This window comes from Thioalkalivibrio sp. ALE17, from assembly GCF_000425605.1.
GTDB lineage: Bacteria > Pseudomonadota > Gammaproteobacteria > Ectothiorhodospirales > Ectothiorhodospiraceae > Thioalkalivibrio.
Map to the genome: position 1 here is coordinate 67079 of NZ_AUDT01000001.1, position 24596 is coordinate 91674.

At 67.5% G+C, this 24596-nt stretch carries 22 protein-coding genes, 4 tRNA genes and 1 other RNA gene; 19 read left to right on the forward strand and 8 right to left on the reverse strand.

Annotated features, from left to right (window positions below; genetic code table 11):
• The first annotated feature begins 2 nt into the window (after window positions 1-2).
• Together hpnE and H609_RS0100330 are read left to right on the forward strand one after the other, a co-directional pair.
• A complete protein-coding gene (hpnE, locus tag H609_RS0100325) occupies window positions 3-1349 on the forward strand; it encodes a hydroxysqualene dehydroxylase HpnE (protein ID WP_028484011.1) in 1347 nt (448 codons plus the stop codon).
• Window positions 1346-2134, forward strand: coding sequence for an SDR family NAD(P)-dependent oxidoreductase (locus H609_RS0100330; protein WP_018875606.1), 789 nt, complete (start codon window positions 1346-1348; stop codon window positions 2132-2134). The genes hpnE and H609_RS0100330 overlap by 4 nt, the downstream gene beginning before the upstream one ends.
• 12 nt (window positions 2135-2146) lie before the next feature.
• Here the strand turns inward: H609_RS0100330 and H609_RS0100335 are convergent, their stop codons facing one another.
• From H609_RS0100335 to H609_RS0100345, 3 genes are all read right to left on the reverse strand, one after another.
• Window positions 2147-4471 carry a YgiQ family radical SAM protein gene (locus tag H609_RS0100335; RefSeq protein WP_028484012.1) on the reverse strand — a complete coding sequence of 775 codons (2325 nt, stop codon included), beginning with the start codon at window positions 4469-4471 and terminating at the stop codon, window positions 2147-2149.
• A 132-nt stretch (window positions 4472-4603) separates the two neighbouring features.
• Window positions 4604-5002 (reverse strand): globin, encoded by a 399-nt coding sequence (locus H609_RS0100340; protein ID WP_028484013.1) that lies wholly within the window; start codon window positions 5000-5002, stop codon window positions 4604-4606.
• Between the two features lie 376 nt (window positions 5003-5378).
• Complete coding sequence (locus tag H609_RS0100345) at window positions 5379-6953, reverse strand: glutamate synthase-related protein (RefSeq protein WP_028484014.1); 1575 nt, start codon at window positions 6951-6953, stop codon at window positions 5379-5381.
• Window positions 6954-7070: 117 nt separating this feature from the next.
• Here H609_RS0100345 and pdxH point away from each other — a divergent pair, with 117 nt between their 5' ends.
• From pdxH to H609_RS13520, 3 genes are all read left to right on the forward strand, one after another.
• The gene (pdxH, locus tag H609_RS0100350) at window positions 7071-7715 is read left to right on the forward strand and encodes a pyridoxamine 5'-phosphate oxidase (RefSeq protein WP_018880319.1); all 645 of its coding nucleotides are present in this window, start codon (window positions 7071-7073) and stop codon (window positions 7713-7715) included.
• A gap of 91 nt (window positions 7716-7806) precedes the next feature.
• Window positions 7807-7896 (forward strand) — tRNA-Ser (locus tag H609_RS0100355).
• 258 nt (window positions 7897-8154) lie between these two features.
• A non-coding RNA gene (locus H609_RS13520) (RtT sRNA) lies at window positions 8155-8285 on the forward strand.
• 246 nt (window positions 8286-8531) lie between these two features.
• Here the strand turns inward: H609_RS13520 and H609_RS0100360 are convergent.
• Window positions 8532-8606: transfer RNA gene (locus H609_RS0100360), tRNA-Val, on the reverse strand.
• Between the two features lie 236 nt (window positions 8607-8842).
• Here H609_RS0100360 and H609_RS14130 point away from each other — a divergent pair.
• The 7 genes from H609_RS14130 to H609_RS0100390 all read left to right on the forward strand — a co-directional run bounded on the left by H609_RS14130 (window position 8843) and on the right by H609_RS0100390 (window position 14413).
• A tRNA-Ser gene (locus H609_RS14130) sits at window positions 8843-9002 on the forward strand.
• 69 nt (window positions 9003-9071) lie between these two features.
• Window positions 9072-9161 (forward strand) — tRNA-Ser (locus H609_RS0100365).
• A gap of 292 nt (window positions 9162-9453) precedes the next feature.
• Complete coding sequence (locus tag H609_RS0100370; protein ID WP_028484015.1) at window positions 9454-11526, forward strand: SulP family inorganic anion transporter; 2073 nt, start codon at window positions 9454-9456, stop codon at window positions 11524-11526.
• 122 nt (window positions 11527-11648) lie between these two features.
• Complete coding sequence (locus tag H609_RS0100375; protein ID WP_017941768.1) at window positions 11649-12338, forward strand: Bax inhibitor-1/YccA family protein; 690 nt, start codon at window positions 11649-11651, stop codon at window positions 12336-12338.
• 98 nt (window positions 12339-12436) lie between these two features.
• Window positions 12437-13408, forward strand: a complete 972-nt coding sequence (locus H609_RS0100380; RefSeq protein WP_028484016.1) for a D-2-hydroxyacid dehydrogenase — start codon at window positions 12437-12439, stop codon at window positions 13406-13408.
• A gap of 5 nt (window positions 13409-13413) precedes the next feature.
• Window positions 13414-13632, forward strand: coding sequence for a SlyX family protein (locus H609_RS0100385; RefSeq protein ID WP_019558105.1), 219 nt, complete (start codon window positions 13414-13416; stop codon window positions 13630-13632).
• Window positions 13633-13636: 4 nt separating this feature from the next.
• Window positions 13637-14413, forward strand: coding sequence for a class I SAM-dependent methyltransferase (locus H609_RS0100390; protein ID WP_028484017.1), 777 nt, complete (start codon window positions 13637-13639; stop codon window positions 14411-14413).
• An 18-nt stretch (window positions 14414-14431) separates the two neighbouring features.
• Here the strand turns inward: H609_RS0100390 and H609_RS0100395 are convergent, their stop codons facing one another.
• Window positions 14432-14992 carry a hypothetical protein gene (locus tag H609_RS0100395; protein WP_018875614.1) on the reverse strand — a complete coding sequence of 187 codons (561 nt, stop codon included), beginning with the start codon at window positions 14990-14992 and terminating at the stop codon, window positions 14432-14434.
• A gap of 73 nt (window positions 14993-15065) precedes the next feature.
• Here H609_RS0100395 and H609_RS0100400 point away from each other — a divergent pair, with 73 nt between their 5' ends.
• From H609_RS0100400 to cyaY, 3 genes are all read left to right on the forward strand, one after another.
• On the forward strand, window positions 15066-15401 hold the full coding sequence (locus tag H609_RS0100400) for a hypothetical protein (RefSeq protein WP_018875615.1): 336 nt from the start codon (window positions 15066-15068) through the stop codon (window positions 15399-15401).
• Complete coding sequence (locus H609_RS0100405) at window positions 15401-15787, forward strand: DUF423 domain-containing protein (RefSeq protein WP_028484018.1); 387 nt, start codon at window positions 15401-15403, stop codon at window positions 15785-15787. The genes H609_RS0100400 and H609_RS0100405 overlap by 1 nt, the downstream gene beginning before the upstream one ends.
• Window positions 15788-16141: 354 nt before the next feature.
• On the forward strand, window positions 16142-16465 hold the full coding sequence (gene cyaY / locus H609_RS0100410) for an iron donor protein CyaY (protein WP_018867024.1): 324 nt from the start codon (window positions 16142-16144) through the stop codon (window positions 16463-16465).
• A 34-nt stretch (window positions 16466-16499) separates the two neighbouring features.
• Here cyaY and H609_RS0100415 read toward each other — a convergent pair whose 3' ends face one another.
• From H609_RS0100415 to serS, 3 genes are all read right to left on the reverse strand, one after another.
• Window positions 16500-16934 (reverse strand): hypothetical protein, encoded by a 435-nt coding sequence (locus H609_RS0100415; protein WP_018880309.1) that lies wholly within the window; start codon window positions 16932-16934, stop codon window positions 16500-16502.
• 28 nt (window positions 16935-16962) lie between these two features.
• The gene (locus tag H609_RS0100420; protein ID WP_026280681.1) at window positions 16963-17976 is read right to left on the reverse strand and encodes a thioredoxin fold domain-containing protein; all 1014 of its coding nucleotides are present in this window, start codon (window positions 17974-17976) and stop codon (window positions 16963-16965) included.
• Between the two features lie 82 nt (window positions 17977-18058).
• Window positions 18059-19345, reverse strand: a complete 1287-nt coding sequence (gene serS / locus H609_RS0100425; RefSeq protein WP_028484019.1) for a serine--tRNA ligase — start codon at window positions 19343-19345, stop codon at window positions 18059-18061.
• A 225-nt stretch (window positions 19346-19570) separates the two neighbouring features.
• On the opposite strand from serS, the gene H609_RS0100430 reads away from it, so the two are divergent.
• From H609_RS0100430 to H609_RS0100445, 4 genes are all read left to right on the forward strand, one after another.
• On the forward strand, window positions 19571-21067 hold the full coding sequence (locus tag H609_RS0100430; protein WP_028484020.1) for an FAD-linked oxidase C-terminal domain-containing protein: 1497 nt from the start codon (window positions 19571-19573) through the stop codon (window positions 21065-21067).
• A gap of 37 nt (window positions 21068-21104) precedes the next feature.
• Window positions 21105-22055, forward strand: a complete 951-nt coding sequence (locus H609_RS0100435) for a diguanylate cyclase domain-containing protein (protein ID WP_028484021.1) — start codon at window positions 21105-21107, stop codon at window positions 22053-22055.
• Window positions 22056-22096: 41 nt separating this feature from the next.
• Window positions 22097-23062, forward strand: a complete 966-nt coding sequence (locus H609_RS0100440; RefSeq protein WP_028484022.1) for a sensor domain-containing diguanylate cyclase — start codon at window positions 22097-22099, stop codon at window positions 23060-23062.
• 204 nt (window positions 23063-23266) lie between these two features.
• The gene (locus H609_RS0100445) at window positions 23267-24571 is read left to right on the forward strand and encodes a citrate synthase (RefSeq protein ID WP_018867031.1); all 1305 of its coding nucleotides are present in this window, start codon (window positions 23267-23269) and stop codon (window positions 24569-24571) included.
• Window positions 24572-24596 lie beyond the last annotated feature (25 nt).

The following is a 24596-nucleotide window of genomic DNA, read 5'->3' on the forward strand; positions in this document are numbered from 1 at the left end:
CCATGGCCTCCAGCCCTCCCGCGAACCCTGTCGCCGTGGTCGGCGCGGGCTGGGCCGGCCTGACCGCAGCCCTTGCCCTGGCGCGCGCCGGACAGCCCGTACACCTGATCGAGGCCGGCCGGATCCCCGGCGGGCGCGCCCGCAGCCTCGAGCTGGACCACACCCCACTGGACAACGGCCAGCACATCCTCGTGGGGGCCTGCCAGCAGACCCTGGAACAGATCCGCGCGGTCGGTATCAACCCCGACTCGGCCTTTCACGCCGTCCCGTTCGGCCTGCGGATGTTCGACCCCGACCGCCGGCCAGCATCCCCGGCCTTCGCGCTCGAGCCCCGCTCGCCCCGGCTGCCGGCCCTGGCCACGGCCCTCTATCGTTCCCTTCCCGGCCACGCCACCGGCATCCGGCTGCGCGCCCTGATCGGCGCGGCGGCCCTGCTGCACCGTCCCCTGCGACACGACCTGCCGGTACTCGACTGGCTGCGGCGCCGCCACCAGCCGGAAGCCCTGATCGAGCGGCTGTGGGACCCCCTGTGCCTGGCGGTGATGAACACTCCGACCCGCCTGGCCTCCGCGCGGATCTTCCAGAACGTGCTGCGACGGGCCCTGAATCACGGGCCGGAGGCCGCCCGCCTGCTGATCCCTGCGCGGCCCCTGGGCGAGGTGTTCCCCGACGCCGCCATCCGCGAGCTTCGGGCCCGGGGTGCGCGCGTGGACCTTGGCCGCCGCATCACGATGATCCAGCGCGACGCGACACGCCCGGATGCCCCTTATCGACTGCACGATCGCCAGGGCGACACCAGCAACGCCCGCGCGCTGATCCTGGCCACCACGCCCACCGCCACCGCCAGCCTGTTGCCAGCGGACGCTCGATGGGGCGCCACGCATCAGGGGCTCAAGGCCATGGGCGCGCGCAGCATCTGCACCGTCTACCTGCGCTACCCGCGGCCGTTGACGGACCGGCCCCCTCTCCAGGGGCTGCTCGGCCAGCATGGCCAGTGGCTGATCCCCCGGCACGTCGCGGGCGCCCCGCACTGGCTGGCTGTCGTGATCTCGGCCGCCGACGACCTCGAACCGTTGACGGCGGATGCCCGATGGCGCACCGTCGCCCGCTCGCTGGCACGGACCTTTCCCGAGCTGGGGGAGCCCGCAGCCGGTCACTGCGTCTGCGAACGCCGCGCGACGGTGGACGCCCGGGTCGATCTGGATCGGCACCGTCCACCGCCCCGCACACCCTGGCCCGACTGCTACCTGTCAGGGGATTACCTGACCCACGCACTGCCGTCGACGCTCGAAGCCGCCGTACAATCTGGACTAGAATCGGCGCACCTGTTCCTGGAGGACCATCCTTGACCGACCTCGATATCCCTCGCCTCCTCGCCTACCGTCCCGAACCGGGCGCCTTTGACCAGCGCGTGATCCTCGTCACCGGCGCCGCCGACGGCATCGGCCGGGCAGTCGCCGAGGCCTGCGCCGCCGCCGGCGCCACGGTGGTCCTGCTGGACAAGGACCTGAAGGGCCTGGAGGCGGTCTACGACCGGATCGAACAGGCCGGCCACCCGCAGCCCGCGATCTACCCGCTGAATCTCGAGGGGGCTACGGTCAAGGATTACGGCGACTTGGCGGAGAACATCCGTGACTCGCTGGGTCGCCTCGACGGCCTGGTGCTGAACGCCGGCTGGGCCGGGGCGCTGATGCCGATGAAGAACTATGACCCGGAGCTGTGGTTCAAGGTCATCAACAGCAACCTGCACGGCCCGTTCTTCCTGACCCAGGCGGTGCTGCCCCTGCTGGAGGCCAGCCCCACCGGCAGCCTGGTGGTCTCCACCCAGAACGCGCGCAAGGCCTTCTGGGGGGCCTTCGGGATGGCCAAGGCAGCGCAGGACGCCCTGATCGACATCCTGTCCCATGAGCATCGCAACGAGCCGCGCTTCATCCACGTCAATGGCGTGGACACCGGTCCCGTGCGCACCCGTTTCCGGGCCGGCCACTATCCGGGTGAGAACGCGGAACTGCTGCCCGAACCCGAGGCGGTGGTGGGCCCCTACCTGTACTTCCTGGACCCCGGCGACCGCACCACCACCGGCCTGAATCTCAGCCTGGAAGGCCAGGTACCGACGCCCGACGCGTCGGCCTGAGCCACTGCGCCGTCAGGCGCGCGGCCGCTTGCCGGCCGGGCGCCCCTTCTTGCGGAGCTTCCCGGCACCAGCCCGCGGCTTGCCACCGTGGGGCGCCGGCGAACGGCCGCCCGCCTTGCCCGCCGACGCGGCCTCGGCCTTTGGTTTCGCCCCCGGACGGGCCGCGGCCTCCACCCCGTTGTGCTGGGTCTGGAAGGTCTGGCCGCGCTTTTTCAGAGCCTTCCCGCCGCGGGTCATCCGCCCGCCCGTGGATGGGCGCGCCGCGCCCTGCCCCGTCCCGGCCGGCTGCCAGGTCGGCACCAGATGGTGCTTCCCGTTCCCGATCAGATCGGCCCGCCCCATGCGCTGCAGGGCATCGCGCAGCAGCGGCCAGTTGTTCGGGTCGTGGTAGCGCAGAAAGGCCTTGTGCAGGCGGCGGGCGCGGAAGCCCCGGGCGACCGGCACCCGTTCGCTCGACTTGCGGCGGATGCCACGCAACGGATCCCGGCCCGAGTGCCACATGGCCGTGGCGAGTGCCATCGGGCTGGGCAGGAACGCCTGCACCTGGTCGGCGCGAAAATCATTGCGCTTGAGCCAGAGCGCCAGTTGCAGCATGTCCTGATCGGTGGTCCCCGGGTGCGCGGCAATGAAATACGGGATCAGGTACTGCTCCTTCCCTGCCGCTTTCGAGTATTTCTCGAACATGGCCTTGAACCGGTCATAGGTGCCCATGCCCGGCTTCATCATCCGGGATAATGGGCCCTTTTCCGTATGTTCCGGCGCAATCTTCAGGTAACCACCCACATGGTGGGTGACCAGCTCCTTCACGTACTCCGGGGACTCGATCGCCAGGTCATAGCGCAGCCCCGAGGCGATCAGGATCTTCTTGATCCCCGGTAGCGCGCGCGCCTTGCGGTAGAGACGGATGAGCGGGGCGTGATCGGTATCCAGGTTGCTGCAGATCCCCGGGTACACACAGGACAGCCGCCGGCAGCTCTGCTCGATCTTCGGGTCCTTGCAGGCCAGGCGGTACATGTTGGCCGTCGGCCCGCCCAGGTCCGAGATCACACCGGTGAACCCGTCCACCTTGTCGCGGATCTCCTCGATCTCGCGCAGCACGCTGTCCTCGGAGCGGCTCTGGATGATCCGCCCCTCGTGTTCGGTGATCGAACAGAAGGTACAGCCACCAAAGCACCCGCGCATGATGTTCACCGAGAAGCGGATCATCTCCCAGGCCGGGATGCGGGCATCGCCATAGGACGGATGCGGGGCCCGTGCATAGGGCAGATCGAACACCGCGTCCATCTCGGGGGTGGAAAGCGGGATCGGCGGCGGGTTGAGCCAGACCTCCTTGTCGCCATGGCGCTGCACGATCGCCCGCGCGTTGCCCGGATTAGTCTCCAGATGCAGCACCCGCGAGGCATGGGCATACAGCACTGCATCCCCCTTCACCTGCTCAAACGCAGGGATGCGGATCACCGTCTGGTCGCGCGGCGTACCCCGCGGGATCTGCCGCTGAAAGCGCACGACCTTTGTGCCCGGCTCGCCCTGTACCGCCGAGCTGTCCTGCCCTTCGGCATCGGCACAGGTTGCCGGCGAGACCATCGCGTAGGGGTCGGGGTTGGCATCCACCGGCCCCGGGGTATCGACCTCGCTGGAGTCCAGTTCGACAAAGCCGGCGGGGACCGCATCCCGCAGGAAGGCCGTGCCCCGCAGATCCGTGATCTCGCGCGGGTGCTCGCCCGCGGCCACGCGATGCGCCAGCTCCACCAGGGCCCGCTCGGCATTGCCGAACAGCAGGATGTCCGCGCGCGAATCCAGCAGCATGGAGCGGCGCACCTTGTCCTGCCAGTAGTCGTAATGCGCGATCCGGCGCAGGCTGGCCTCGATACCGCCGGCCACCACCGGCACATCCTTGTACGCCTCGCGGACCCGCTGGGCGTAGACGATCACCGCCCGGTCGGGGCGCTTGCCGTGCACGTCCCCCGGGGTGTAGGCGTCATTGGAGCGGACCTTCCGCTCCGCGGTGTAGTGATTGACCATCGAGTCCATGTTCCCGGCGGTCACGCCAAAGAACAGGTTGGGCCGCCCCAGGGCGCGGAAGGGCTCGGCCGACGTCCAGTCCGGCTGCGCGAGAATGCCGACCCGGAACCCCTGCGCCTCCAGCAGCCGCCCGATGATCGCCATACCGAAGCTCGGGTGATCGACGTAGGCGTCGCCGGTGACCAGCACGATGTCACAGCTGTCCCAACCGAGCGCGTCCATCTCCTCGCGCGTGGTCGGCAAGAACGGTGCCGTGCCAAAGCGCTTGGCCCAGTAGGGCTTGCGGGCAAACAGGGTCTCGGGGGCTGCGGACATCACCAGGCTTCTTCCGGCGGGCGCCGGCAACGGGAAAACCCCGCATTACACGCCCGGGAGGCACCGAGATCAACAGGGCATGCCCACGGGCGGGGCTTCGTCCTTCAGTCCCCGCCGGGTACGCGCCTGGCGTCAGTAGCGTTCAATGAACAGGTCGATGGCCGGGCTCAGCGCCCCGCGCCAGCGCTGCGCGAGGGATTCGTCCCAGCGCGGGTCCACCTCGCGGGCCGTCTCCACCATGCAGTCCAGCCACACCCCGTACAGCTCCGGCGGGACCGGCACCCGGCCATGGCGGCTGTGCACCTCGGCCATCTTTTCCATGGTCGGTGCCACGAAGCTCTCGCCCTCCGCGTAGCTGATCGCGGTGGAGACGGCCTGCCCCAGGGCCCGCTTCTGCTGCGACCAGTTCGTGGTCGCAAAGGCCTGCGCCACCCGCTCGTCGGCCGCGAGAAAGCGTTCATAGAAGCGGTCCACGAAGTTGCCGGCCCGGCGGCAACGCCCGTAGCTCTGGTGCACATCGGAGTAGCCCATCCAGATCCCCCAGTCCCGAAAATGCGCGAGTGTAACGGGATTGCGCCGGCGGGTGCTGATCCAGATCAAGCTCCGGGCAGTACCATCTGCTATCGACTGCCTTCTAGGGAGACGCTGATTGAATCGCACGTCCGCGTTGGTGCCCCCTGTTTTCCGAGACAAGGCGCGTCGTGCAGCGGGTAGTGGTTCTACCCGCAAGCGGCGCAACGCAGGATCGGGGAACAGGGGGCACCAACCCCACAAGCCATAGAAAGCAGGGGCTCGGCCGCTTTTGCGCGGGAACGGCGTTGCGGTTCCTTTGTGCAGAATGACTGCACGGCAGTCACCGCGCCTTGTTCGCACGCAAAAGCGACTCGAGCGCGGACGTGCGATTCAATCAGCGTCTCCCTAGCACACCCGCGTACTGGATACCGGCCAGCCGCGCCAGGTCGCGATCGAACGTGGTCAGGTCATTGGGCCCGAAGTCCTCCAGGCTGGCATGCCCGCAGGCCCGCGCCAGCACCTTCATCAACTCCGTGGAGCCCTCCAGAAACCGACCCAGACGTTCCGCTCCTTCCTGCGGATCCAGCCGGGCGCGCAGGGCGGGATCCTGCGTGGCCACGCCGCTGGGGCACTGATTGGTGTGGCACATCCGCGCGCCCACGCAGCCCACCGCCTGAATCGCCGAATTGGCCAGGGCGATACCGTCGGCCCCCAGCGCGAGGGCCTTCACGAAGTCCGCCGGGGTGCGCAAGCCGCCCGTCACCAGCAGTGTCACGCGACCGGAGACCCCGTTCGCGTCCAGGAATCGACGCGCGCGGGCCAGCGCCGGGATGGTCGGAACGCTAATGTGGTCGCGCAGCAGGGCCGGTGCCGCGCCCGTGCCACCTCCGCGGCCGTCGAGGATCAGGTAATCGGCCCCGGCCTCCAGGGCAAACGCCAGGTCCGCCTCGATGTGGTTCGCCGAGAGCTTGAAGCCCACCGGCACGCCGCCGGTCTTCTCGCGCACCGCGTCGGCAAAGCGACGGAAATCAGCCGGCGTCTGCAGGTCCGCGCTCGCCGCGGGTGAATGGGCATCCTGGCCGGCCTCGATCCCGCGCACCCGCGCGATCTCGTCGCTCACCTTGCTCCCCGGCAGGACACCCCCAACACCGGTCTTCGCCGCCTGGCCGGCCTTGAAGTGAAACGCCTGGACCTTGTCCAGTACCGCGTCGGAGTAGCCAAACCCGGCGGGACCCAGCTCGAACAGGTAGCGGGAATTCTCCGCCTGCTCCGCATCCAGCATGCCGCCCTCGCCAGAGCAGACGCCCGTCCCTGCGCGCTCGGCCCCGCGCGCCAGGGCGATCTTCGCCTCCCGCGACAGCGCGCCGAAGCTCATGTCGGACACCAGCAACGGGATCTTCAGCTCCAGCGGCCGCTTCGCCTCCGGCCCGATCACCAGCGATGTCCCAATCTCGGCCCCCTCGTCCAGCGGCCGCGTGGCCAGTTGTGCCGCCAGCAACTGCATCCCGTCCCAGCTCGGCAGCCGATCCCGCGGGACCCCCATGGCGACCGTGGTCCCGTGTCGTCCCACACCCTCCAGTCCATCCCGCGCCAGCGCGTGGATCCACTCGACATGCGGCTCAGTCTCACTGTTGTGCGGGCTCGGCGCCCGATCCCCGGGCTCGGCTTCACGTGCTTCGCCCTCGGTGTCAGCATCCGCGGCACTCGCCGGCCCGCCGACTGCATCGGCCTCGAACTGCGCATGGGTCCCGTCACAGTACGGCAGGTTCCCGGACTGCTTGCACTGACACAGGTAGGCCTCGCCATCCTCTTGTGCGGTGAATACCAGAGGCTCGATGCCCGTCCCCTGGTGCGAACCGTCGCAGAACGGCTGATCCTGCGAACGCCCGCAGCGGCAGAAGGCGTACTCCTCGCCCTTTTTCAGCTCCACACCCCGGGGTTCCACTGCGGCGATAATCGGCTCGGCCATCGTATGCTCCTTGCGTTCTGTGATCGTCCCCCAGTGTGACAGCGAAACCGCGACAAATTTCCGAATCCGGCGCGCCGCCGTATGATGGGCGCCTCTCGCTCAAGCACGAGGCCCCTCATGACGACCGCCGACCACCGCCACACCCGCCGCGACTACACCCGCGCGGAACTGCGTCGCAGCGACCTTCAGGCCAACCCGCTCGGCCTGCTCAACGACTGGCTGGAGGCCGCGCGCGAGGCCGGAAACCCCGACCCGACCGCCATGATCCTCGCCACCGCCGATGCCGATGGCCAGCCGTCCGCACGTACGGTCCTCCTGAAGCATGTGGATGCCGACGGACTTGCGTGGTACACCGACTCGCGCAGCCGCAAGGGCCAGGACCTCAACGAGAACCCGCGCGCCGCGCTCCTGTTCTACTGGCCGGAAACGGAACGCCAGATCCGCGTCGAGGGCCCTGTCGCCGCCCTGCCCGCCGATCTCGCCGACGAGTATTTTCACCAGCGTCCACGCGGCAGCCAGCTCGCCGCCGCCGCCTCCACCCAGAGCCACCCGGTCGCGAACCGCGATGAACTGGAGCAGCGCGTACGCGCGCTGGAACAGCAGTATCCGGATGGCGACATCCCGCGCGACCCCGCCTGGATCGGCTATCGCCTGCAACCGGAGCTGTTCGAGTTCTGGCAGGGGCGCGCCAATCGCCTGCACGACCGGTTCCAGTACCACCGCGTAGGGAGCGAGTGGGAGATCACCCGCCTGATGCCATAGACATCCCCGGCAGCCGCTACCGTTCCCCCGGCCGAATCTGCTAGGATTCGCTCCGCCGTGGCGGCTCGACCCCGCCCGGTTCAGCAAATACGGAGAGGTGCCGGAGCGGTCGAACGGGGCGGTCTCGAAAACCGTTGTACTCTCGCGAGTACCGAGGGTTCGAATCCCTCCCTCTCCGCCAGATTCAAGCACAGGGGGCCCGAGTGGCCCCTTTTGCATGTATAGCCCCAACTTGCATGTATAGCCCCAACGTTCTGGGATTCGAACCCGAGGAATTAGAGAAGATGGTTCGACCGGTGGCGCGCAGCGACACCGGAACGCCGCAGCGCAGCGAAGGCGGCCCGGAGGGCGGCGACCACGTCGCCGTAATCCCTCCCTCTCCGCCAGATCAAAGCAAAGGGGCCTGAGTGGCCCCTTTCGCATGTCTGGCCCCTGAGGTTTCAGGATTCGAACCCGAGGAATCGAAAACGATGGTTCGACTGGCAGCGCGCAGCGATGCCAGAACGTCACCGCAGGTGACGACCCGAAGGGCGAGGCACCTCGTGCCGAGTAATCCCTCCCTCTCCGCCAGATTCAAGCAAGGGGGCCCCAAGTGGCCCCTTTCGCGCGTCTGAATACCCCCAATTACGGCGAGAATCGAAACCGACCATCCGACTGGCAGGCCACGGAAATGCCGGAACGTCGCACCGGGGAGACACGGCGCACCGGAGTCACGGCAGGCGCCTGTGCCAGCCCCGGACGATCCGGCCTCGGGCCCTCCACGCGCACAAAAAAAGCGGCCCGGTTTCCCGAGGCCGCTTTCCTTTGATCCGAATCTGGTGGGCGGTACTAGGTTCGAACTAGTGACCCCTGCCGTGTGAAGGCAGTGCTCTACCGCTGAGCTAACCGCCCGGAGCGCGGACAAGATTAGGGTTCGCGCGAGCGAACGTCAAGCATTGTGTGTCGCATTTCCCCGTGATCCTCGGCTCCACCGGGCGGCTCACCCGCCTCCGGGCGTTGCCGCCAGGCAACGCCCGGAGGCTGAGGCCCACAGGGCCGAATCCATCCCTCCCTCTCGTGGCCGCCAGGCCACGCAGCGCGCCCACCGGTTGCCAGCCCGGGCCCTGTACCAGACAATGCCCAACCTCGGAGAGGTGGCAGAGCGGTTGATTGCACCGGTCTTGAAAACCGGCAGGGGTGAAAGCCCCTCGAGGGTTCGACAAGGCGGCGCAGCCGCCGCAGGACGTTGCCGCCAGGCAACGCCCGAAGGGTGAGGCCCGCAGGGCCGAATCCATCCCTCCCTCTCGTGGCCGCCAGGCCACGTAGCGCGCCCACCGGTTGCCAGCCCGGGCCCCGTACCAGACAATGCCCGACCTCGGAGAGGTGGCAGAGCGGTTGATTGCACCGGTCTTGAAAACCGGCAGGGGTGAAAGCCCCTCGAGGGTTCGAATCCCTCCCTCTCCGCCATTCCCCCCGGCCCCGCCATTCCCCCACCCCACTCGCCGCACCCTCCCCGCACCCCACACATAGCCCATCTAACATGTTTCACATAGAACAAGTTAGATAGAAGAAAATGACTGAAGGCACTATAATCGGCGCCGTTTTCCCGCTTGCGCCCGCGAACCTCCAGCGGGCCCAGCTCCGGCTGCCAGTTCTGTGACGACGGCCCTGGCACGCCCTGGCCCGGAATGCCTTCCGGCGCCCCAGCCCTGGTTTGGGCCGTCGTCGTTTCTCACGAACTGGCCAAGCGAGTGACCCGATGAATCCGATCCTGCTGCGAGTGTTTCCCTTTCTCGGCTGGCGCCCGACCAAGCAAACCCTCAACGCGGATCTCATCGCCGGGATCTCGGTCGCCCTGGTCCTGATCCCGCAATCCATGGCCTATGCCCAACTGGCGGGGCTCCCGCCGGTCTACGGCCTGTACGCTTCTCTGCTTCCTGTCATGGTGGCGGCCCTGTGGGGCTCTTCGAATCAGCTGGCGACCGGCCCGGTGGCGGTAGTTTCCCTGCTGACAGCCTCGGCTCTGATACCGCTGGCGGCCGAAGGCTCTTCCGAATTCATCATGCTCGCCATCGCCCTGGCGTTCATCGTTGGCGTGATCCAGTTGATGCTGGGGCTGTTCAAGCTGGGTGCGCTGGTCAGCTTCATATCGCACCCGGTGATCGTAGGATTCACGAATGCGGCCGCGATCATCATCGCCCTGTCCCAGGTAAACAAGATTCTGGGCGTGCCGATCGATACCAGCGGCCATTTCATGCTCGGTCTCTGGGGCGTGCTCATGGAACTGGGCAGCGTGCACTGGCCAACCCTTGCGTTCGGGATAGGCGCGATCGCCCTGATGGTCGCGATGAAGCGTTTCACGCCCAAGATCCCCGGCGTGCTGGTCGCGGTGGTCGTGGCGATCGTCGCCAGCTGGGCGATCGGCTACGAACAAAAGGCCGAGACCTCCATCGAGCAGATCGCCCCGGCCGAGGTCCTGACCCTTGCCCAGAACATCGAGCGCGAAAGTGCCCGCCTGGCCGAACTCGACGACCAGATCCGACGCCTGGAGGCCGAACTGCAACAACAGGAAGGCGCCGAGGCCGTCCGCCTGCGCCACGAGGCCGACCAGCTGCGCCTGGAGCGCGAGGAACTGCGCCCAGAACTGGCGACCATGCGCGACGAGATCCGCGACCTCACCCTGCGACGGGTGCCCGGCACCGATGACGAACCCGCCCGCTTCCTTGCCGACGAACACCTGACCGACGCTGAGCGCGAGCGCGCCGACCGGGCTGCCTGGCGCATCGAGCGGGTGGGCGACGACACCGTGCACCTGAACGGGGGCGGAGCCGTAGTCGGGAATGTGCCTCAGGGCCTTCCCGGCTTCTCGATTCCGGAGATCAGCTTCGGCACGTTCACGACACTCCTGACCACCGCCTTCGTCATTGCCCTGGTGGGCTTTACCGAAGCCATCGCGATTGCCAAGGCCATGGCCGCCCGGACCGGCCAGCGGCTGGACCCCAGCAAGGAACTGATGGGCCAGGGCCTGGCGAATATCGCGGGTGGCTTCACCCAGGGGTACCCGGTCAGCGGCTCGTTCTCCCGCTCGGCCGTGAACCTTAATTCCGGCGCGAAGACCGGACTCTCGTCGGTCTTCACCGCCGTGATCATTGGCCTGGCGCTGCTGTTCCTGACTCCGTTGATCTATCACCTGCCGCAGGCGGTCCTCGCAGCCATCATCATGATGGCGGTGGCCGGCCTGGTGAACTTCAAGGCGATCAAGCACGCGTGGGTGGCCAACAAGCACGACGGCGCCGCCGCGATCGTGACCTTCATCGCCACGCTCGCCATGGCCCCGAACCTGGACTACGGCATCCTGACCGGTGCCGGCCTGGCCATCGTGCTCTACCTGTACCGCACTATGCAGCCGCGCGTATCGGAGCTGGCCCGCTACGAGGACGGCACCCTGCGCGAGGCCCAGCGCTATGGCCTGGAGACCAACGAAAAGGTTGGCATGATGCGCTTCGACGGGTCGCTCTACTTCGCCAACGTGCCGTACTTCGAAGACGCAGTGCTCGACCTGGTCGCACGGCACCCGCAAGCCAAGTACCTGATCGTGGTCGGCAAGGGCATCAACGAGATCGATGCCTCCGGCGAAGAGGTCATCCATCAGCTGGTGCATCGCCTCAAGGCGCGCGGGATCACGCTGGTATTCGCCGGGGTGAAGGCGCAGGTCATGGAGGTGATGCAGCGCACCGGGCTGGACGAGATCATCGGCGAGGACAATATCTTCAAGTCCACCGATCACGCCGTGAAGACGATCTCCGAAAAGGTCGGCGAACCCATCAAGTAGGGGACGCCAGCGCCCGTTGCCCCACGGCCGGCCGGATCTCCCGGACCGGCTGTGGAAACACTGCATCCGGGCGCGCTTGTCGCTACACTGTGGCTCATTCGAATGCATTGAGGAGTTGACCCGTGTCCAGAGACCAGATCGTCCGCTCGAGTCGCAACCCGTCCAGCACTGGCTCCATCAGCGAGACCATCTCCACCAACAAGGTGATCCGGCAGACCTACATGCTGCTGTCGCTCACCCTGGCGTTCAGCGCGGTTACCGCGTTCATCGCCATGGCGGTCAATGCGCCGCCGGTGCACTGGATCATCATGCTGGGCGTGCTGATCGGCGGCCCGTTCGCCATCCACGCCGCGCGCAATTCGGCACTGGGCATCGTCCTGACCTTCGCCTTCACCGGTGTGCTGGGCTTCTTCCTCGGTCCGATCCTGAGCATGTATCTGGGCCTGCCCAACGGCCCGCAGATCGTCGGCAACGCCTTCGCCGCCACGGCCATCGCGTTTGTCACGCTCTCCGGCTACGCCCTCGCCACCAAGAAGGACTTCAGCTTCCTCGGCGGCTTCCTGGTCGTCGGCCTGATCGTGGCCCTGCTGGCCATCGTCGCCAATCTGTTCCTGGCGATCCCGGCGCTCTCGCTGGCCATCTCGGCCGCGGTCGTCCTGCTGCTGTCCGCGGCCATCCTGTTCGACACCAGTCGGATGATTCACGACCCCGAGGCCAACTACATCGTGATGACCGTCTCGCTGTACGCGAACCTCTACGTGATGTTCCTGCACCTGCTGAACCTGTTCCACGCCTTTATGGGTGACAACTAAGGGTCCAGCGCCAACCGCAGGAACTCGTTCAAGGGCCCCGCCGCGCGGGGCCCTTTTCGTTGGACACCGCTTACACAGACTCCCGGGGACTTCGGCCCATGACCCAGCTCCAGCGCGGCGTCTTTCTCGACCTGAACACGGTTGACCGGGACGACCTCGACCTCACCGAACTCCGCGCCTGCCTGCCCGAGTGGACCTTCCACGACCGCACGCGACCCAACCAGTGCGCCGAACGGATCGCGGACGCCGATGTCGTGATCACGAACAAGGTCGAACTGGATGCCGATCTGCTGGCCGCCGCGCCCCGCCTGCGACTGATCTGCGCCGCCGCGACCGGCTTCAACAATATCGACGTGGCCGCCGCCCGCCGACAAGGCATCGTCGTCAGCAACGCGCGCGACTACGCCACAGACTCCGTGGTGCAGCATGTCTTCGCCCTGCTCCTGACGCTGGTCACGCGGCTGGATGACTACCGCGCCGACATCCGCGCCGAACGCTGGAGCGCCTCGGATCAGTTCTGCCTCCTCGACCACCCGATCGGCACCCTGGCCGGGATGCGCATCGGGATCATCGGGTGGGGGGTGCTGGGCCGGGCCACCGCCCGTGTTGCCGAGGCCTTCGGCATGGAGGTGCGGGTTGCGCAGAGTCACGATCCCGCGCAGCAGACGCACGCGGATCGCCAGCCGCTGGAGCGCCTGCTTGCGGAGTGCGATGTGATCAGCCTGCATTGCCCGCTCACGCCCGCCACGCGCCACCTCATCGACGACGACGCACTGCGCCGAATGCGGCCGGGAAGCATTCTGCTGAACACGGCCCGCGGCGGTCTCGTTGACCCCGAGGCCCTGGCGCGTCACCTGCACAGCGGTCATCTCGGCGGCGCGGGCATCGACGTCCTGGAACCGGAACCCCCGCCACCGGGTCATCCGCTGCTGGCAGACGACATCCCGCGCCTCGTGCTGACCCCGCATACCGCCTGGGCGGCGCGCAGCGCCCGTCAGGGGGTGATCGACGAAGTCACGCACAACATCCGCAGCTTCGCATGCGGTTCACCGCGCAACGTGGTGGAATGACGCACATGGACACCGACCCCCTGCAACAGCGAATCGAGGACCTGGAGATCCGCCTGGCCCACCAGGAATACACCCAGGAGGAGCAGGCCCGCATCCAGATGGAACTGCAGCAGGCCAATGCCGACCTGCGCCAGCAGGTCCAGTGGCTGCGCGACCGCCTGCGCGAGCTTGAGGAACGCGGGGGCGGGCCCGAAGGCGCCGAACCACCCCCGCCGCACTACTGACCCCATGGCGCTGACCGTACGCGCGGCTCCGGGCTGCGACAGCGCTGCCGACGCACTGCGCAAGGCCCTCGAGGCGCGCGGCTACCGGCACGGCGGCGCGGCTCGGCTGGTCCTGGAAACGGGCGATCACGGCCTGCAGCTCATCCGCGAGGACGTCCACCCGGCGCTGCGACTGCACCTCGACTTCCCGGCCGGACGCCAGGGCTATCGACTGGCCCATGCCGGCCATCAGCGCGAAGGGCTGATCCGCGCCTTCGGCAAACTCCCGCGCAACGGCCACGTACTGGATGCCTCCGCCGGTCTCGGGCGCGACACCCTGCTGCTGGCCGCGCACGGCTTTCGCGTGACCGCCTGGGAACGTCACCCCGTGGTGTATCGCCTGCTCGCCGATGCCCTGGCGCGCGCTGCAACTCACCCGGATCTGGCCCCGGTCATCCAGCGCATTACCCTGCTCGAGGGCGTCGCCGACCCCACGGCCGTGAGCCCGCCCGCGATGGCCGCGGTCTTCGACCCCATGTTCCCGGAGCGCGCCAAACGCGCCGCGGTCAAGAAGGACATGCAACTGATCCAGGCGCTGATGGCGGATACGGCCGACCCCGACGGCGAACAGACCCTGGCCGCCCTGCGCGGCCACGTGGAACGCCGGGTGATCGTAAAACGCCCGCTGCACGCCCCGGCTCTCGGACCGGACGCCCCGCAGGCCAGCGTCAAGGGCAAGAGCGTGCGCTTCGACCTCTATTCGGCCACGGGGCCCGCCGAAGCGACCGCGGCGTCCGGCTGATATCGCTCCTCGCCCGTTTCAGGGGCTGCCCAGGATCAGCCGGTCCTCCCCCGCGAACCGGTAGTCCGGGATGGGCAGGTTACGGCGGGCGTTCTGATCCGCGTAGACCCGCCCCGCCCCGTCATAGCGTCCGCCCCGGCAACGATCGACGAACCCGCCACTCCAGCCATCGGCTTCGTCCGGGTGCACCAGGTCCAGCTCGCAGCCCAGGTCCGTCCCCTCACCGATCACCACCAGCCATTCGGGGCGAAAGCTGCGCAGCGGCAGGTCCAGCCCGTCCGGCTGCTGACCGCGGCGCGCAGCGGGATCGACCAGTTCCTCGTCGCTCGCCAGCGCGCCCTGCCAGGCCGCATCCCGGTGGACCACCAGGACATGCCGGTTCCCGTGGACAAAGCGTCCCGCCTCGCCCGGCGCGATCTCCGCAAGGTCCACCCGAAGGGTGTCGCCACGGGTGTCCACCGATCCGGAAAATGCATACCGCAGCATAACCCCCACCAGCAGCAAGGCGGCCCCCAGCACCATCAGCTTCATGAGCCCGCGGATCCGCACCCGCGTCAGTGAATCGTTCCCGGTTTGCACCCTGATCTCCGTTTTTCTCGCCCACCGGCGAAAACGCTTTGCCTGAGCCCTAGTCGCCCCTACACTATGCGGCATGAAAGGACCCAACCGTTCCAACCGCACCTACGTCGGCCTGTACAACGACATGTACGGCGGCATGACCCCCATCGGCAATTTCATCCGTGATGCCTGGGTATTCGGCATCCTCCCGGAGACCGAAACCTGCGACGGCTGGGATGTCTCGCGCATACAGATGCTGCACGACCAGGTCAATGCCGAATGGGACAAGTACGACCTGCGTATCAGCAATCTCCCGCCAGAACTTCGTGAACGTCATGAACGCATCCATCAGGAAGCGATCGAGCGCGCCCGGGAACACGGCTGGGTCGCCGGACAGGACATCGACAGCGAGATGGGCGACGACGCCTGATGGTCGCCGGCGAGCCCCTGATTCGCCCCCTGATCGTCATCGCCAGTCTGCTGGGCGGAATCGCGGTCGTGTTCGGTGCCTTCGGCGCCCACGCCCTCCAGGAACGCCTTTCGGAACACGCCCTGACGACCTGGCACACCGGCGTTCAGTACCACTTCATCCATGCCCTGGCTCTGCTGCTGGTCGCCGCGTTGTGGGCGCATCTGGCCAACGGCTGGGCCGCCGCCAGCGCGGTGGCCTTCGTGATCGGCATCCTCCTGTTCTCGGGCAGCCTGTACGCCCTCGCACTCGGGGCGCCCCGCATCCTCGGGGCGATCGCGCCACTGGGCGGGACGGCCTTTATCCTCGGCTGGGCGGGGTTGGCCATTGCCGCCTGGCGCGGCTGACCCAGAGAGACGCTGATTGAATCGCACGTCCGCGTTGGTGCCCCCTGTTTTCCGAGACAAGGCGCGTCGTGCAGCGGGTAGTGGTTCTACCCGCAAGCGGCGCAACGCAGGATCGGGGAACAGGGGGCACCAACCCCACAAGCTATTGAAAAAGCAGGGGCTCGGCCGCCCGTTGTTATCAAAAACGGGCATGCGCACGACGTTGCGGCTCCCTTGTGCAGAATGACTGCACGGCAGTCACCGCGCCTTGTTCGCACGCAAAAGCGACTCGAGCGCGGACGTGCGATTCAATCAGCGTCTCCCTATAATCGCGCCCTGCCTGACCCCAACCTTCACCACCGGACCGAGCGCCCCATGAGCCAGACCTCCTTCGCCGTATTCGCCGAGAAAGCCCTGGACGACATCCAGACCCGCCTGAGCGACCAGAGCGCGCTGGACGACCTGGATATCGACCTGATCGACGGCGTGATGACCATCGAGTTCGACGATGGCGCCCAGCTCATCCTGAACCGTCAGGAGGCCGCCGAACAGATCTGGCTGTCCTCCCCCGAGGGTCCGGCCCACTTCGGCTATTCCGAGGAGGAAGGTGCCTGGATCGATGACCGCAACGGCGAAGACCTGCACGCGACCCTGGTGCGCGTGATCGAGCAGAAACTGGGCGTGCCGGTCGAACTCTGAGGCGCCGCCGCCGGGCGCCCGAACTCGACAGCTCCTAGTCGCCCTTGCCCGACCCCTTGTCCGTATCGTCCTGCCCGGCTGTGGCCCGATCCGCGGGCCGATCAGCGGCGGCGGGCGGCTCATCTTCCAGTGCGCGCAGATGCGCCTCGACCTCGGCCAGCACCGGGTGCGGCTTGTCCTGTTCCAACGCCACGTCGATCGCCCGCAGCGCCTCCACCGCCTGCGGATCGCCCCGCAGCGGCATGCGTGCCACCCCCAGCGCCAGCATCCGGAACTGGCGGAATACCAGATAACTGACGGTCGCCACCACCAGGGCACCCCACATGTTGTCCTGGAACCACAGCCACACCGCTACACCGTAGCCCCCGAAGGTCAGCACGAAGATCCCCAGCGCAACGCGGTGGGAACGGGCCACGATGCCTTCCAGCACCTCGCGGTTGCGGATCACGAAATCACGTTCGAAATGCAAGGGGCAGTTTCCTCGGTTCGGGGTGTCGTCAGGGACGCGCCGGCTGCTGCGCCCGCCAGCGTTCGAAGGTCGCGTATTCCTCGTAGCCCCGCGTCAGCACGTAGTCCATCACGTTGCGCAGTCGATTCAGGTGCACCACGGAGTCGATGCGGATGATCTCCTCACCCTGTTCGTCGAAGAAGATCAGGGTCGGCGCCCAGTGTATATCCAGCGCCGCTGCCCACTCCTTCGGGTTCGTGCGTTCCCCGCCGGGGGTCAGCACCGGGGTATCGGCATCGTCGGCATCCAGCTGCACCGCATCCATCAGCGCGATGCGTTCCAGCACCTCATCCTGTTGCAGTGGCTCGGAATGCAGGATATCGCAGGCATGGCAAGCCTCGCGCTCGAAGAACACCACCAGCGGCCGATCCGCAGGGATCCGGCTGCGATCCAGCGCATACGGCGGGTTCGCGAAAAAGTCGCGCTGGTTCATGTCGTCCAGGTCAAATTTCGGCGGCGGGTCGGCCCGGTCCAGGTAGTCGCGGAAGCTCCCCTCCCGGTCGTGGCGGTCAATCACGTACTCCAGCAGCGCGCGAAAACGATACGGCGGGTAGTAGCCACGCATCTGGTGGATGCGCTCGCCCTCCTCGTCGTAGAAGGCAATCGAAGGGGTGAAGTTGAGCCGCTGTTCGGCCGCGTAGCGCCGCTCGATCCAGGTCTCGCCATCGAGATCGGTAACTTCCCGCGTCCCCAGGGCATCAATCGCGACGACATTGAAATGCGCCGACAGATACTCGCGGATGTCGTCCTGCGCGAAATTCTTGTCGAACAGCGCCTCGCAGTAGGGACAGTCGTCCATGCCGAAGTAGACCGCCAGCCCCATCTTGCCCTGCTCGACCGCATCGTCCAGGTCCTCGCGCAGGTCCAGGAAACTCAGTTCGAACCAGTCCGGCGTATGCAGGCCGATCGGCCGCGGCGTGTCGTCGAAGACCAGTCCTTCGTCCGCCCCGGCCCCGTCGTCCGCCGACACGGGCGACGCCACAAGCGCCCACGCCAACATCATCAGCGCGAGACCGGCCAGCAGGCCGGGATGGCAAATTCGGCAAGACGGGCGTTTCACGTGGGCGGTTTTCCGAAAGGGCCTGCTACTCGGACGGCGGCTCCAGCACCGAGGTTCCCCCGAGATACGGACGCAGCTTTTCCGGGATCCGGATGGAGCCATCCGCCTGCTGATGATTCTCCAGCAACGCGACCAGTGCGCGCCCCACCGCGACCCCCGAGCCATTGATGGTGTGAACCAGCTCGGGACGCTCGCCGGCCTTCGGCCGGAAGCGCGCCTGCATACGCCGGGCCTGGAAGGCCTCGAAGTTCGAGCACGACGAGATCTCGCGGTACGCATCCTGCGCCGGCAACCAGACCTCGAGGTCATAGGTGCGCGCCGCGGCGAAGCCCATGTCACCAGTGCTCAAGAGCATGACGCGATAGGGCAGTTCCAGTGCCTGCAGCACGGCCTCGGCGTGCCCCAGCAGGCTCTCGAGCGCCGCATCGGAGTCTTCGGGCCGAACGATCTGCACCAGCTCCACCTTCTCGAACTGGTGCTGCCGGATCAGGCCGCGCACGTCACGGCCGTAGCTGCCCGCCTCGGAGCGGAAGCACGGGGTATGGGCCACCATCCGCAACGGCAGCTCGTCGGCCTCCAGGATCTGGTCCCGCACCAGGTTGGTCAGCGTGACCTCGGCCGTGGGGATCAGGCGGTAGCGCTGATCACAGTCCACCGAGAACAGATCCGCATCGAATTTCGGCAACTGGCCGGTGCCCTCCAGCGACTCGGGATTCGCCAGGTAGGGCACATAGGTCTCCTGGTAGCCGTGCGAGCCGGTGTGCAGGTCCAGCATGAACTGGGTCAGCGCCCGGTGCAGCCGGGCCATCTCCCCGCGCATGACCACAAACCGCGACCCGGCAACACGAACGGCCGCCTCGAAATCCAGCCAGCCGCCCGGCAGACCCAGATCCACGTGATCCCGCGGCGTGAAGTCAAAATCCGCCGGCGTACCCTCGCGCCGGATTTCCACGTTGGACTTCTCGTCCAGGCCGTCCGGCACATCCGCCTGCGGCAGGTTGGGGATCCCCATCAACAGCGCGTCCAGTTCCTCCTGCACCCCGTGCAGGTCGGTCTCGCACTGCTTGAGCTCGTCGCCCAGACGCCCGACCTCGGCCTTCAGCGGTTCGATGTCCTCGCCCCGGGCCTTGGCCTGGCCAATGCCCTTGGAGCGGGTATTGCGCTCGGCCTGCAGCTCCTGGGTGCGCACCTGCAAGGCCTTGCGCCGCGCCTCCAGGGCCTCGAAACGTTCGCGGTCCAGGGTGTACCCACGACGCTCGAGCGCGGTGGCGGTCGCATCCAGATCCTGACGCAGGCTGCGGATATCAAGCATGGCGGCTTTCCAGTACGGGGTTGCGGGAACGACGGGGAAGTCTACGGTCGCGGCCCCGTGGCGTCCACGGGCGCCGAGCCCGGAGACGCCCCACCCCGCACAGCCCGGCGGCCGCGGCCAGACCGGAAACCCGACCTGTCCACACCACATGCCCGGTTCGCGGAAAAGGCCTACAGTTTATGCGATCACATCGCGTGTACCCAGCAGGTCCCTACCATCGAAGCCATGAGTGCACATCCGTCCATCGACCCGACCGAGACCGCCACGCAGGCACTGGCCACGGTCATCGAGACCCTGGCGAACGCGTTGCCCGCCGACGCCCTGGTCACCGAGACCGCGGAACGCCGCGCCTACGAGTGCGACGGTCTCTCTGCCTACCGCCAGATCCCCGGGGCGGTCGCCCTCCCGCGCACGCGGGAAGAACTCCTGACCTGCCTGCGGGTCTGCCGCGAACACGGGGTGCCGATCATCCCGCGCGGCGCGGGCACGGGGCTGTCCGGCGGCGCACTCCCGAGCGAGACCGGACTGCTGCTCTCCATGGCCCGCTTCAACCGCATTCTCGAGATCGACGCGGACAATCGCTGTGCCGTGGTGCAGCCGGGGGTGCGCAACCTGGCGATCTCCGAAGCCGCCGCACCCCAGGGCCTATACTACGCCCCCGACCCTTCCTCGCAGATCGCCTGCTCCATCGGCGGCAACGTCGCCGAGAACGCGGGGGGCGTGCATTGCCTCAAGTACGGGCTGACCGTGCACAATGTCATCGGGCTGGAGATCGTCACCCTCGACGGCGAGACCATCCGGCTAGGCGGCAAGACCCTGGATACCGCCGGCCTGGACCTCCTCGCCTTCATGGTCGGTTCCGAGGGCATGCTGGGCGTTGTCACCGAGGCCACCGTCCGCCTGCTGCCACGCCCGGAACGCACCCAGGTCCTGCTCGCCAGCTTTGCCGACGTGGAATCGGCCGGGCGTGCCGTGGCCGGGATCATTGCTGCCGGGCTGGTCCCGGCCGGGCTCGAGATGATGGACAACGCCGCCATCCGCGCGGCGGAGGACTTCGTCCATGCCGACTATCCGACCGACGCGGCGGCCATCCTGCTGTGCGAACTCGACGGGACCAATGCCGAGGTCTCGGAGGACATCATGGTCGTGCGCAAGAAACTGCTGGACCTGGGCGCCACCGAGGTGCGCACCGCCCGCGACGATGCCGAGCGTGCCCGCTTCTGGGCCGGGCGCAAGGCGGCGTTCCCCGCCGCCGGCCGCATCTCGCCGGACTACTACTGCATGGACGGCACCATCCCGCGCCACCAGCTCGGTACCGTGCTGGAACGCATCAACCGGCTGTCACAAGAGCACGGCCTGGGGGTGTGCAACGTGTTCCACGCCGGCGACGGCAACCTGCACCCGCTGATCCTGTACGACGCCAATCAGCCCGGACAACTGGAGACCGCGGAGACCTTCGGTCAGCAGATCCTCGAGCTGTGCGTGGAGGTCGGCGGCACCGTCACCGGGGAACACGGCGTCGGTGTGGAAAAGCTGGACGGGATGTGCGTGCAGTTCGCCGCCCCGGAGCTGGAACAGTTTCACCACCTGCGCCGTGCGTTCGACCCGCTGGGCCTGCTCAATCCCGGCAAGGCCGTCCCCACCCTGGCACGCTGTGCCGAGTTCGGGCGCCAGCATGTACACGGCGGCCAGGTGTCGCATCCCGATCTGCCGCGTCTGTAGGATGCCAGCCTCAACCCCACCGCACGCGACCGCTACCATGTCCGCCACGACGCTGGCCACCCCGCTGGCCGACGAGTTCTCCGGTGCCGTCGATGCCACCCTGAACGCGCTGCAGGCCCTGGTCCCACTGGACATCTGGATGCTGACGCGAGTCGAGGCCGACGACTGGATCGTCCTGCACACACGCGGGCGGGCCCCACGCTTCCGCCCGGGTGCCGCCTTCAGCTGGCAGTACTCCTACTGCGTCCACATGCACGCCGGCGAGGGGCCGAACGTGGCCGCCGACGCGCGCAGCGTGCCCGCCTACGCCAGTGCCCCGATCAATGACATCGCGGCCATCGGCTGCTACGTGGGATTCCCCCTGCACGACGCCGAAGGCCAGCTGTTCGGCACCCTGTGCGGTCTGCACCCCGAGCCCGTGGATCCCGCCATCGAACGCCACGAACCGGTCATCCGCGCCCTGGCCGAATCCCTGAGCCACGTGCTGCGCCTGAGCCAGCGCGCCGAGGTCCTGGACCGCCTGCGCCAGCACACGGCCCTGTCCGTGCACAGCGACCCGCTGACCGGGGTCCTCAATCGCCACGGCTGGGAGCTCGCGCTGGAGGCCGAAGAGACCCGATGCCAGCGGCTCGGGCAACCCGCCGGGATCATCGCGCTGGATTTCTTCCCGCGGGGCTTGTCCTCCGAAGGGGCCGAGGGCCACGACGACACCGAACTGGTGCGGGCGATCCTCGCCCTGCAGGAGCGGGCACACCCCACTGACCGGATCGGACGCCTGGGTGGCGGCCGCTTCGCCCTGCTCGCGAGCGAGATGAAGAACCCGTCGCTCGCGGAACGCGCCCGATCACTGCAACAATATCTGGCGGATCAGGGCATCCCGGCCAGTGTCGGGTACGCAGCACGCGAACCGGGCACCGGCAGCCTCGCAAGCGCCCTGCAAAACGCCGCACGCGGGAAACGCAACGCGCCACAACCCACGTCTCCCTGAACCACCCGTCCCGCCCCAGCGCTCGCTCGACAGGACACACCATGGCCCGGACCTTCGACCCAGCCGACCCTTCGCACACCCCGTTCAATCTCGGGGTCGATCACACCCTGAAGCTGCTCCACCGCCTCGCGCCGCTGGATGTCTGGATGCTGACCCGCATCGAGGACAACGAGCAGATCGTGGTGCGCGCCGACGATCACGGCTACGGGATTGAACCGGGCACCGCCTTTGACTGGGGCAACTCCTTCTGCATCCGCATGCTGGCCGAGCGCGGCCCGCGAATCGCTCCGGACGTGACACAGGTGCCCGCCTACCAGGAAGCAGTCGCCGCGCAGACGGATCCACCCGCCATTGGCAGCTACATCGGCTTTCCGGTACACGACCGCGAGTACGGCATGTACGGCGTGCTGTGTGCAATGCATCCCGAGCCCGTCTCCCAGGCGATCGAATCGCGCGCGGGAGAGATCGAGTCCGCGGTTCAGGTGATCGAGGCACTGCTGCGACAACGCCGCCACATCGACGAACGCGAACGCGAAGCGCTGATCCTGGAGGCCTACAACGACAGCCTGACCGGTACCCGCAACCGCCGCGGCTGGCAGATCGCGCTCGATGCCGAGGAACAGCGCTGCGAGGATCACAGCCTTCCGGCGGGCATCATCGCCCTGGATCTCGACCACCTGAAGGCGGTCAACGACCATGAGGGCCACGACGCCGGTGACCGGATGATCCAGGCGGCGGGCCAGGCCCTGCGGGACGCCAGCCGCGAGAACGATGTGGTCGCGCGCCTGGGCGGCGACGAGTTCGGCGTGCTCCTGCCGGAGACCCCGGCGGACTACCTGCCCGAGATCGCCGACCGGCTGCGCGCGGCGCTCCTGGCGGCAGGTGTCGAGGCCTCCATTGGCTACGCCTGCCGCACCGTCAGCGGCTCGCTGGCCGCCGCCCAGAGCAACGCCGACGCCGCCATGTACGCCGACAAGCGCCAGCGCCGCGGCCCGTCGGCCCACTGATCGCCGCCAGGGAAGCACTGACTCATGGTTACGCGCGTTGCGGCCCGCCTGCGCCCCGAAGTCGCGCAGGTGCCGAGCGGCGGGTATCCAGAACCGGCGGCCCGTCTCGCTCCGCCCCGCCCGAAACCCGCTGCCGCAGGCCCGCCTTTGGTTTACCATTGAGGCCTTCGCATCCGGGCGACCCCAATTCTACGAGGCCGTTTCATGAGCAAAACCGTCACGCTGACCGACAACACCACGGGCAAGAGCATCGAGCTGCCGATCCAGGAGGGCTCGCACGGCCCCAACTGCCTCGATATCCGCGCCCTGTACAAGGAGCTTGGCTACTTCACCTACGACCCGGGCTTCATGTCCACGGCCAGCTGTCGTTCGGACGTCACCTTCATCGACGGCGACGAAGGCACCCTGCTCTATCGCGGCTACCCCATCGAGCAACTCGCCTCCGAGAGCACCTACCTCGAGGTCTGCTACCTGCTGCTGAACGGCGAACTTCCCTCCTCCGACGATCTCCACGACTTCTCGCGCATCATCAAGGAACACTCGATGCTGCACGAGGCGGTGCGCCGCTTCTTCGACGGCTTCCGCCACGATGCGCACCCGATGGCGATCATGGTCGGCGTAGTCGGCGCCCTGTCGGCCTTCTATCACGACAACGTCGACGTGCATAACCCGGAGCACCGCCGCATCGCCGCGCACCGGCTGATCTCCAAGATGCCGACCATCGCCGCCTGGTCGTACAAATACGCCCACGGCCAGCCGTTCATGTACCCGGATAACAACCTGTCCTACACGGCCAACTTCCTGTCGATGATGTTCGGGGTCCCCAGCGAGCCCTACCAGCCGAACCCGGTGTTCGTGCGCGCCCTGGACCTGATCCTGATCCTGCACGCCGACCACGAGCAGAACGCCTCGACCTCCACCGTGCGCCTGTCCGGCTCCTCGGAGGCCAACCCGTTCGCGGCCATCTCCGCCGGCATCGCCTCGCTGTGGGGCCCGCTCCACGGCGGCGCGAACGAGAAGGTCATCCGCATGCTCGAGGAGATCGTGAACTCCGACAAGAGCGTCGAGGACTTCGTCGCCCGGGCCAAGGACAAGAACGATCCCTTCCGCCTGATGGGCTTCGGTCACCGGGTCTACAAGAACTACGACCCGCGCGCCAAGATCATCCGCAAGATGTGCCACGAGCTACTGGAAGAGATGGGCGACATGGGCGCCGACAACCAGCCGCTGTTCGACGTAGCGATGGAGCTCGAACGCATCGCGATGGAGGACGACTACTTCATCGAGCGCAAGCTCTACCCGAATGTCGACTTCTACTCCGGCATCATCCTGCGCGCGATGGGCATCCCGCTGAACATGTTCACCGTGATCTTTGCGCTGGCCCGCACCGTCGGCTGGATCTCGCACTGGAACGAGATGATGATGGACCCCGAATCCCGCATCGGCCGTCCACGCCAGCTCTACACCGGCTACCCCTCCCGCGAATACGTCGCCATCGAGCAGCGCTGACCGGGACAGCAAAAAGACTGGTCCG

Coding starts and splice junctions, on each gene's coding strand:
- hpnE (WP_028484011.1), top strand. CDS start 3: ATGGCCTCCAGCCCTCCCGCGAACCCTGTCGCCGTGGTCGGCGCGGGC.
- H609_RS0100335 (WP_028484012.1), bottom strand. CDS start 4,471: ATGTCCGCAGCCCCCGAGACCCTGTTTGCCCGCAAGCCCTACTGGGCC.
- H609_RS0100340 (WP_028484013.1), bottom strand. CDS start 5,002: ATGGGCTACTCCGATGTGCACCAGAGCTACGGGCGTTGCCGCCGGGCC.
- H609_RS0100345 (WP_028484014.1), bottom strand. CDS start 6,953: ATGGCCGAGCCGATTATCGCCGCAGTGGAACCCCGGGGTGTGGAGCTG.
- pdxH (WP_018880319.1), top strand. CDS start 7,071: ATGACGACCGCCGACCACCGCCACACCCGCCGCGACTACACCCGCGCG.
- H609_RS0100370 (WP_028484015.1), top strand. CDS start 9,454: ATGAATCCGATCCTGCTGCGAGTGTTTCCCTTTCTCGGCTGGCGCCCG.
- H609_RS0100380 (WP_028484016.1), top strand. CDS start 12,437: ATGACCCAGCTCCAGCGCGGCGTCTTTCTCGACCTGAACACGGTTGAC.
- H609_RS0100385 (WP_019558105.1), top strand. CDS start 13,414: ATGGACACCGACCCCCTGCAACAGCGAATCGAGGACCTGGAGATCCGC.
- H609_RS0100390 (WP_028484017.1), top strand. CDS start 13,637: ATGGCGCTGACCGTACGCGCGGCTCCGGGCTGCGACAGCGCTGCCGAC.
- H609_RS0100400 (WP_018875615.1), top strand. CDS start 15,066: ATGAAAGGACCCAACCGTTCCAACCGCACCTACGTCGGCCTGTACAAC.
- H609_RS0100405 (WP_028484018.1), top strand. CDS start 15,401: ATGGTCGCCGGCGAGCCCCTGATTCGCCCCCTGATCGTCATCGCCAGT.
- cyaY (WP_018867024.1), top strand. CDS start 16,142: ATGAGCCAGACCTCCTTCGCCGTATTCGCCGAGAAAGCCCTGGACGAC.
- H609_RS0100420 (WP_026280681.1), bottom strand. CDS start 17,976: ATGATGTTGGCGTGGGCGCTTGTGGCGTCGCCCGTGTCGGCGGACGAC.
- serS (WP_028484019.1), bottom strand. CDS start 19,345: ATGCTTGATATCCGCAGCCTGCGTCAGGATCTGGATGCGACCGCCACC.
- H609_RS0100430 (WP_028484020.1), top strand. CDS start 19,571: ATGAGTGCACATCCGTCCATCGACCCGACCGAGACCGCCACGCAGGCA.
- H609_RS0100435 (WP_028484021.1), top strand. CDS start 21,105: ATGTCCGCCACGACGCTGGCCACCCCGCTGGCCGACGAGTTCTCCGGT.
- H609_RS0100440 (WP_028484022.1), top strand. CDS start 22,097: ATGGCCCGGACCTTCGACCCAGCCGACCCTTCGCACACCCCGTTCAAT.
- H609_RS0100445 (WP_018867031.1), top strand. CDS start 23,267: ATGAGCAAAACCGTCACGCTGACCGACAACACCACGGGCAAGAGCATC.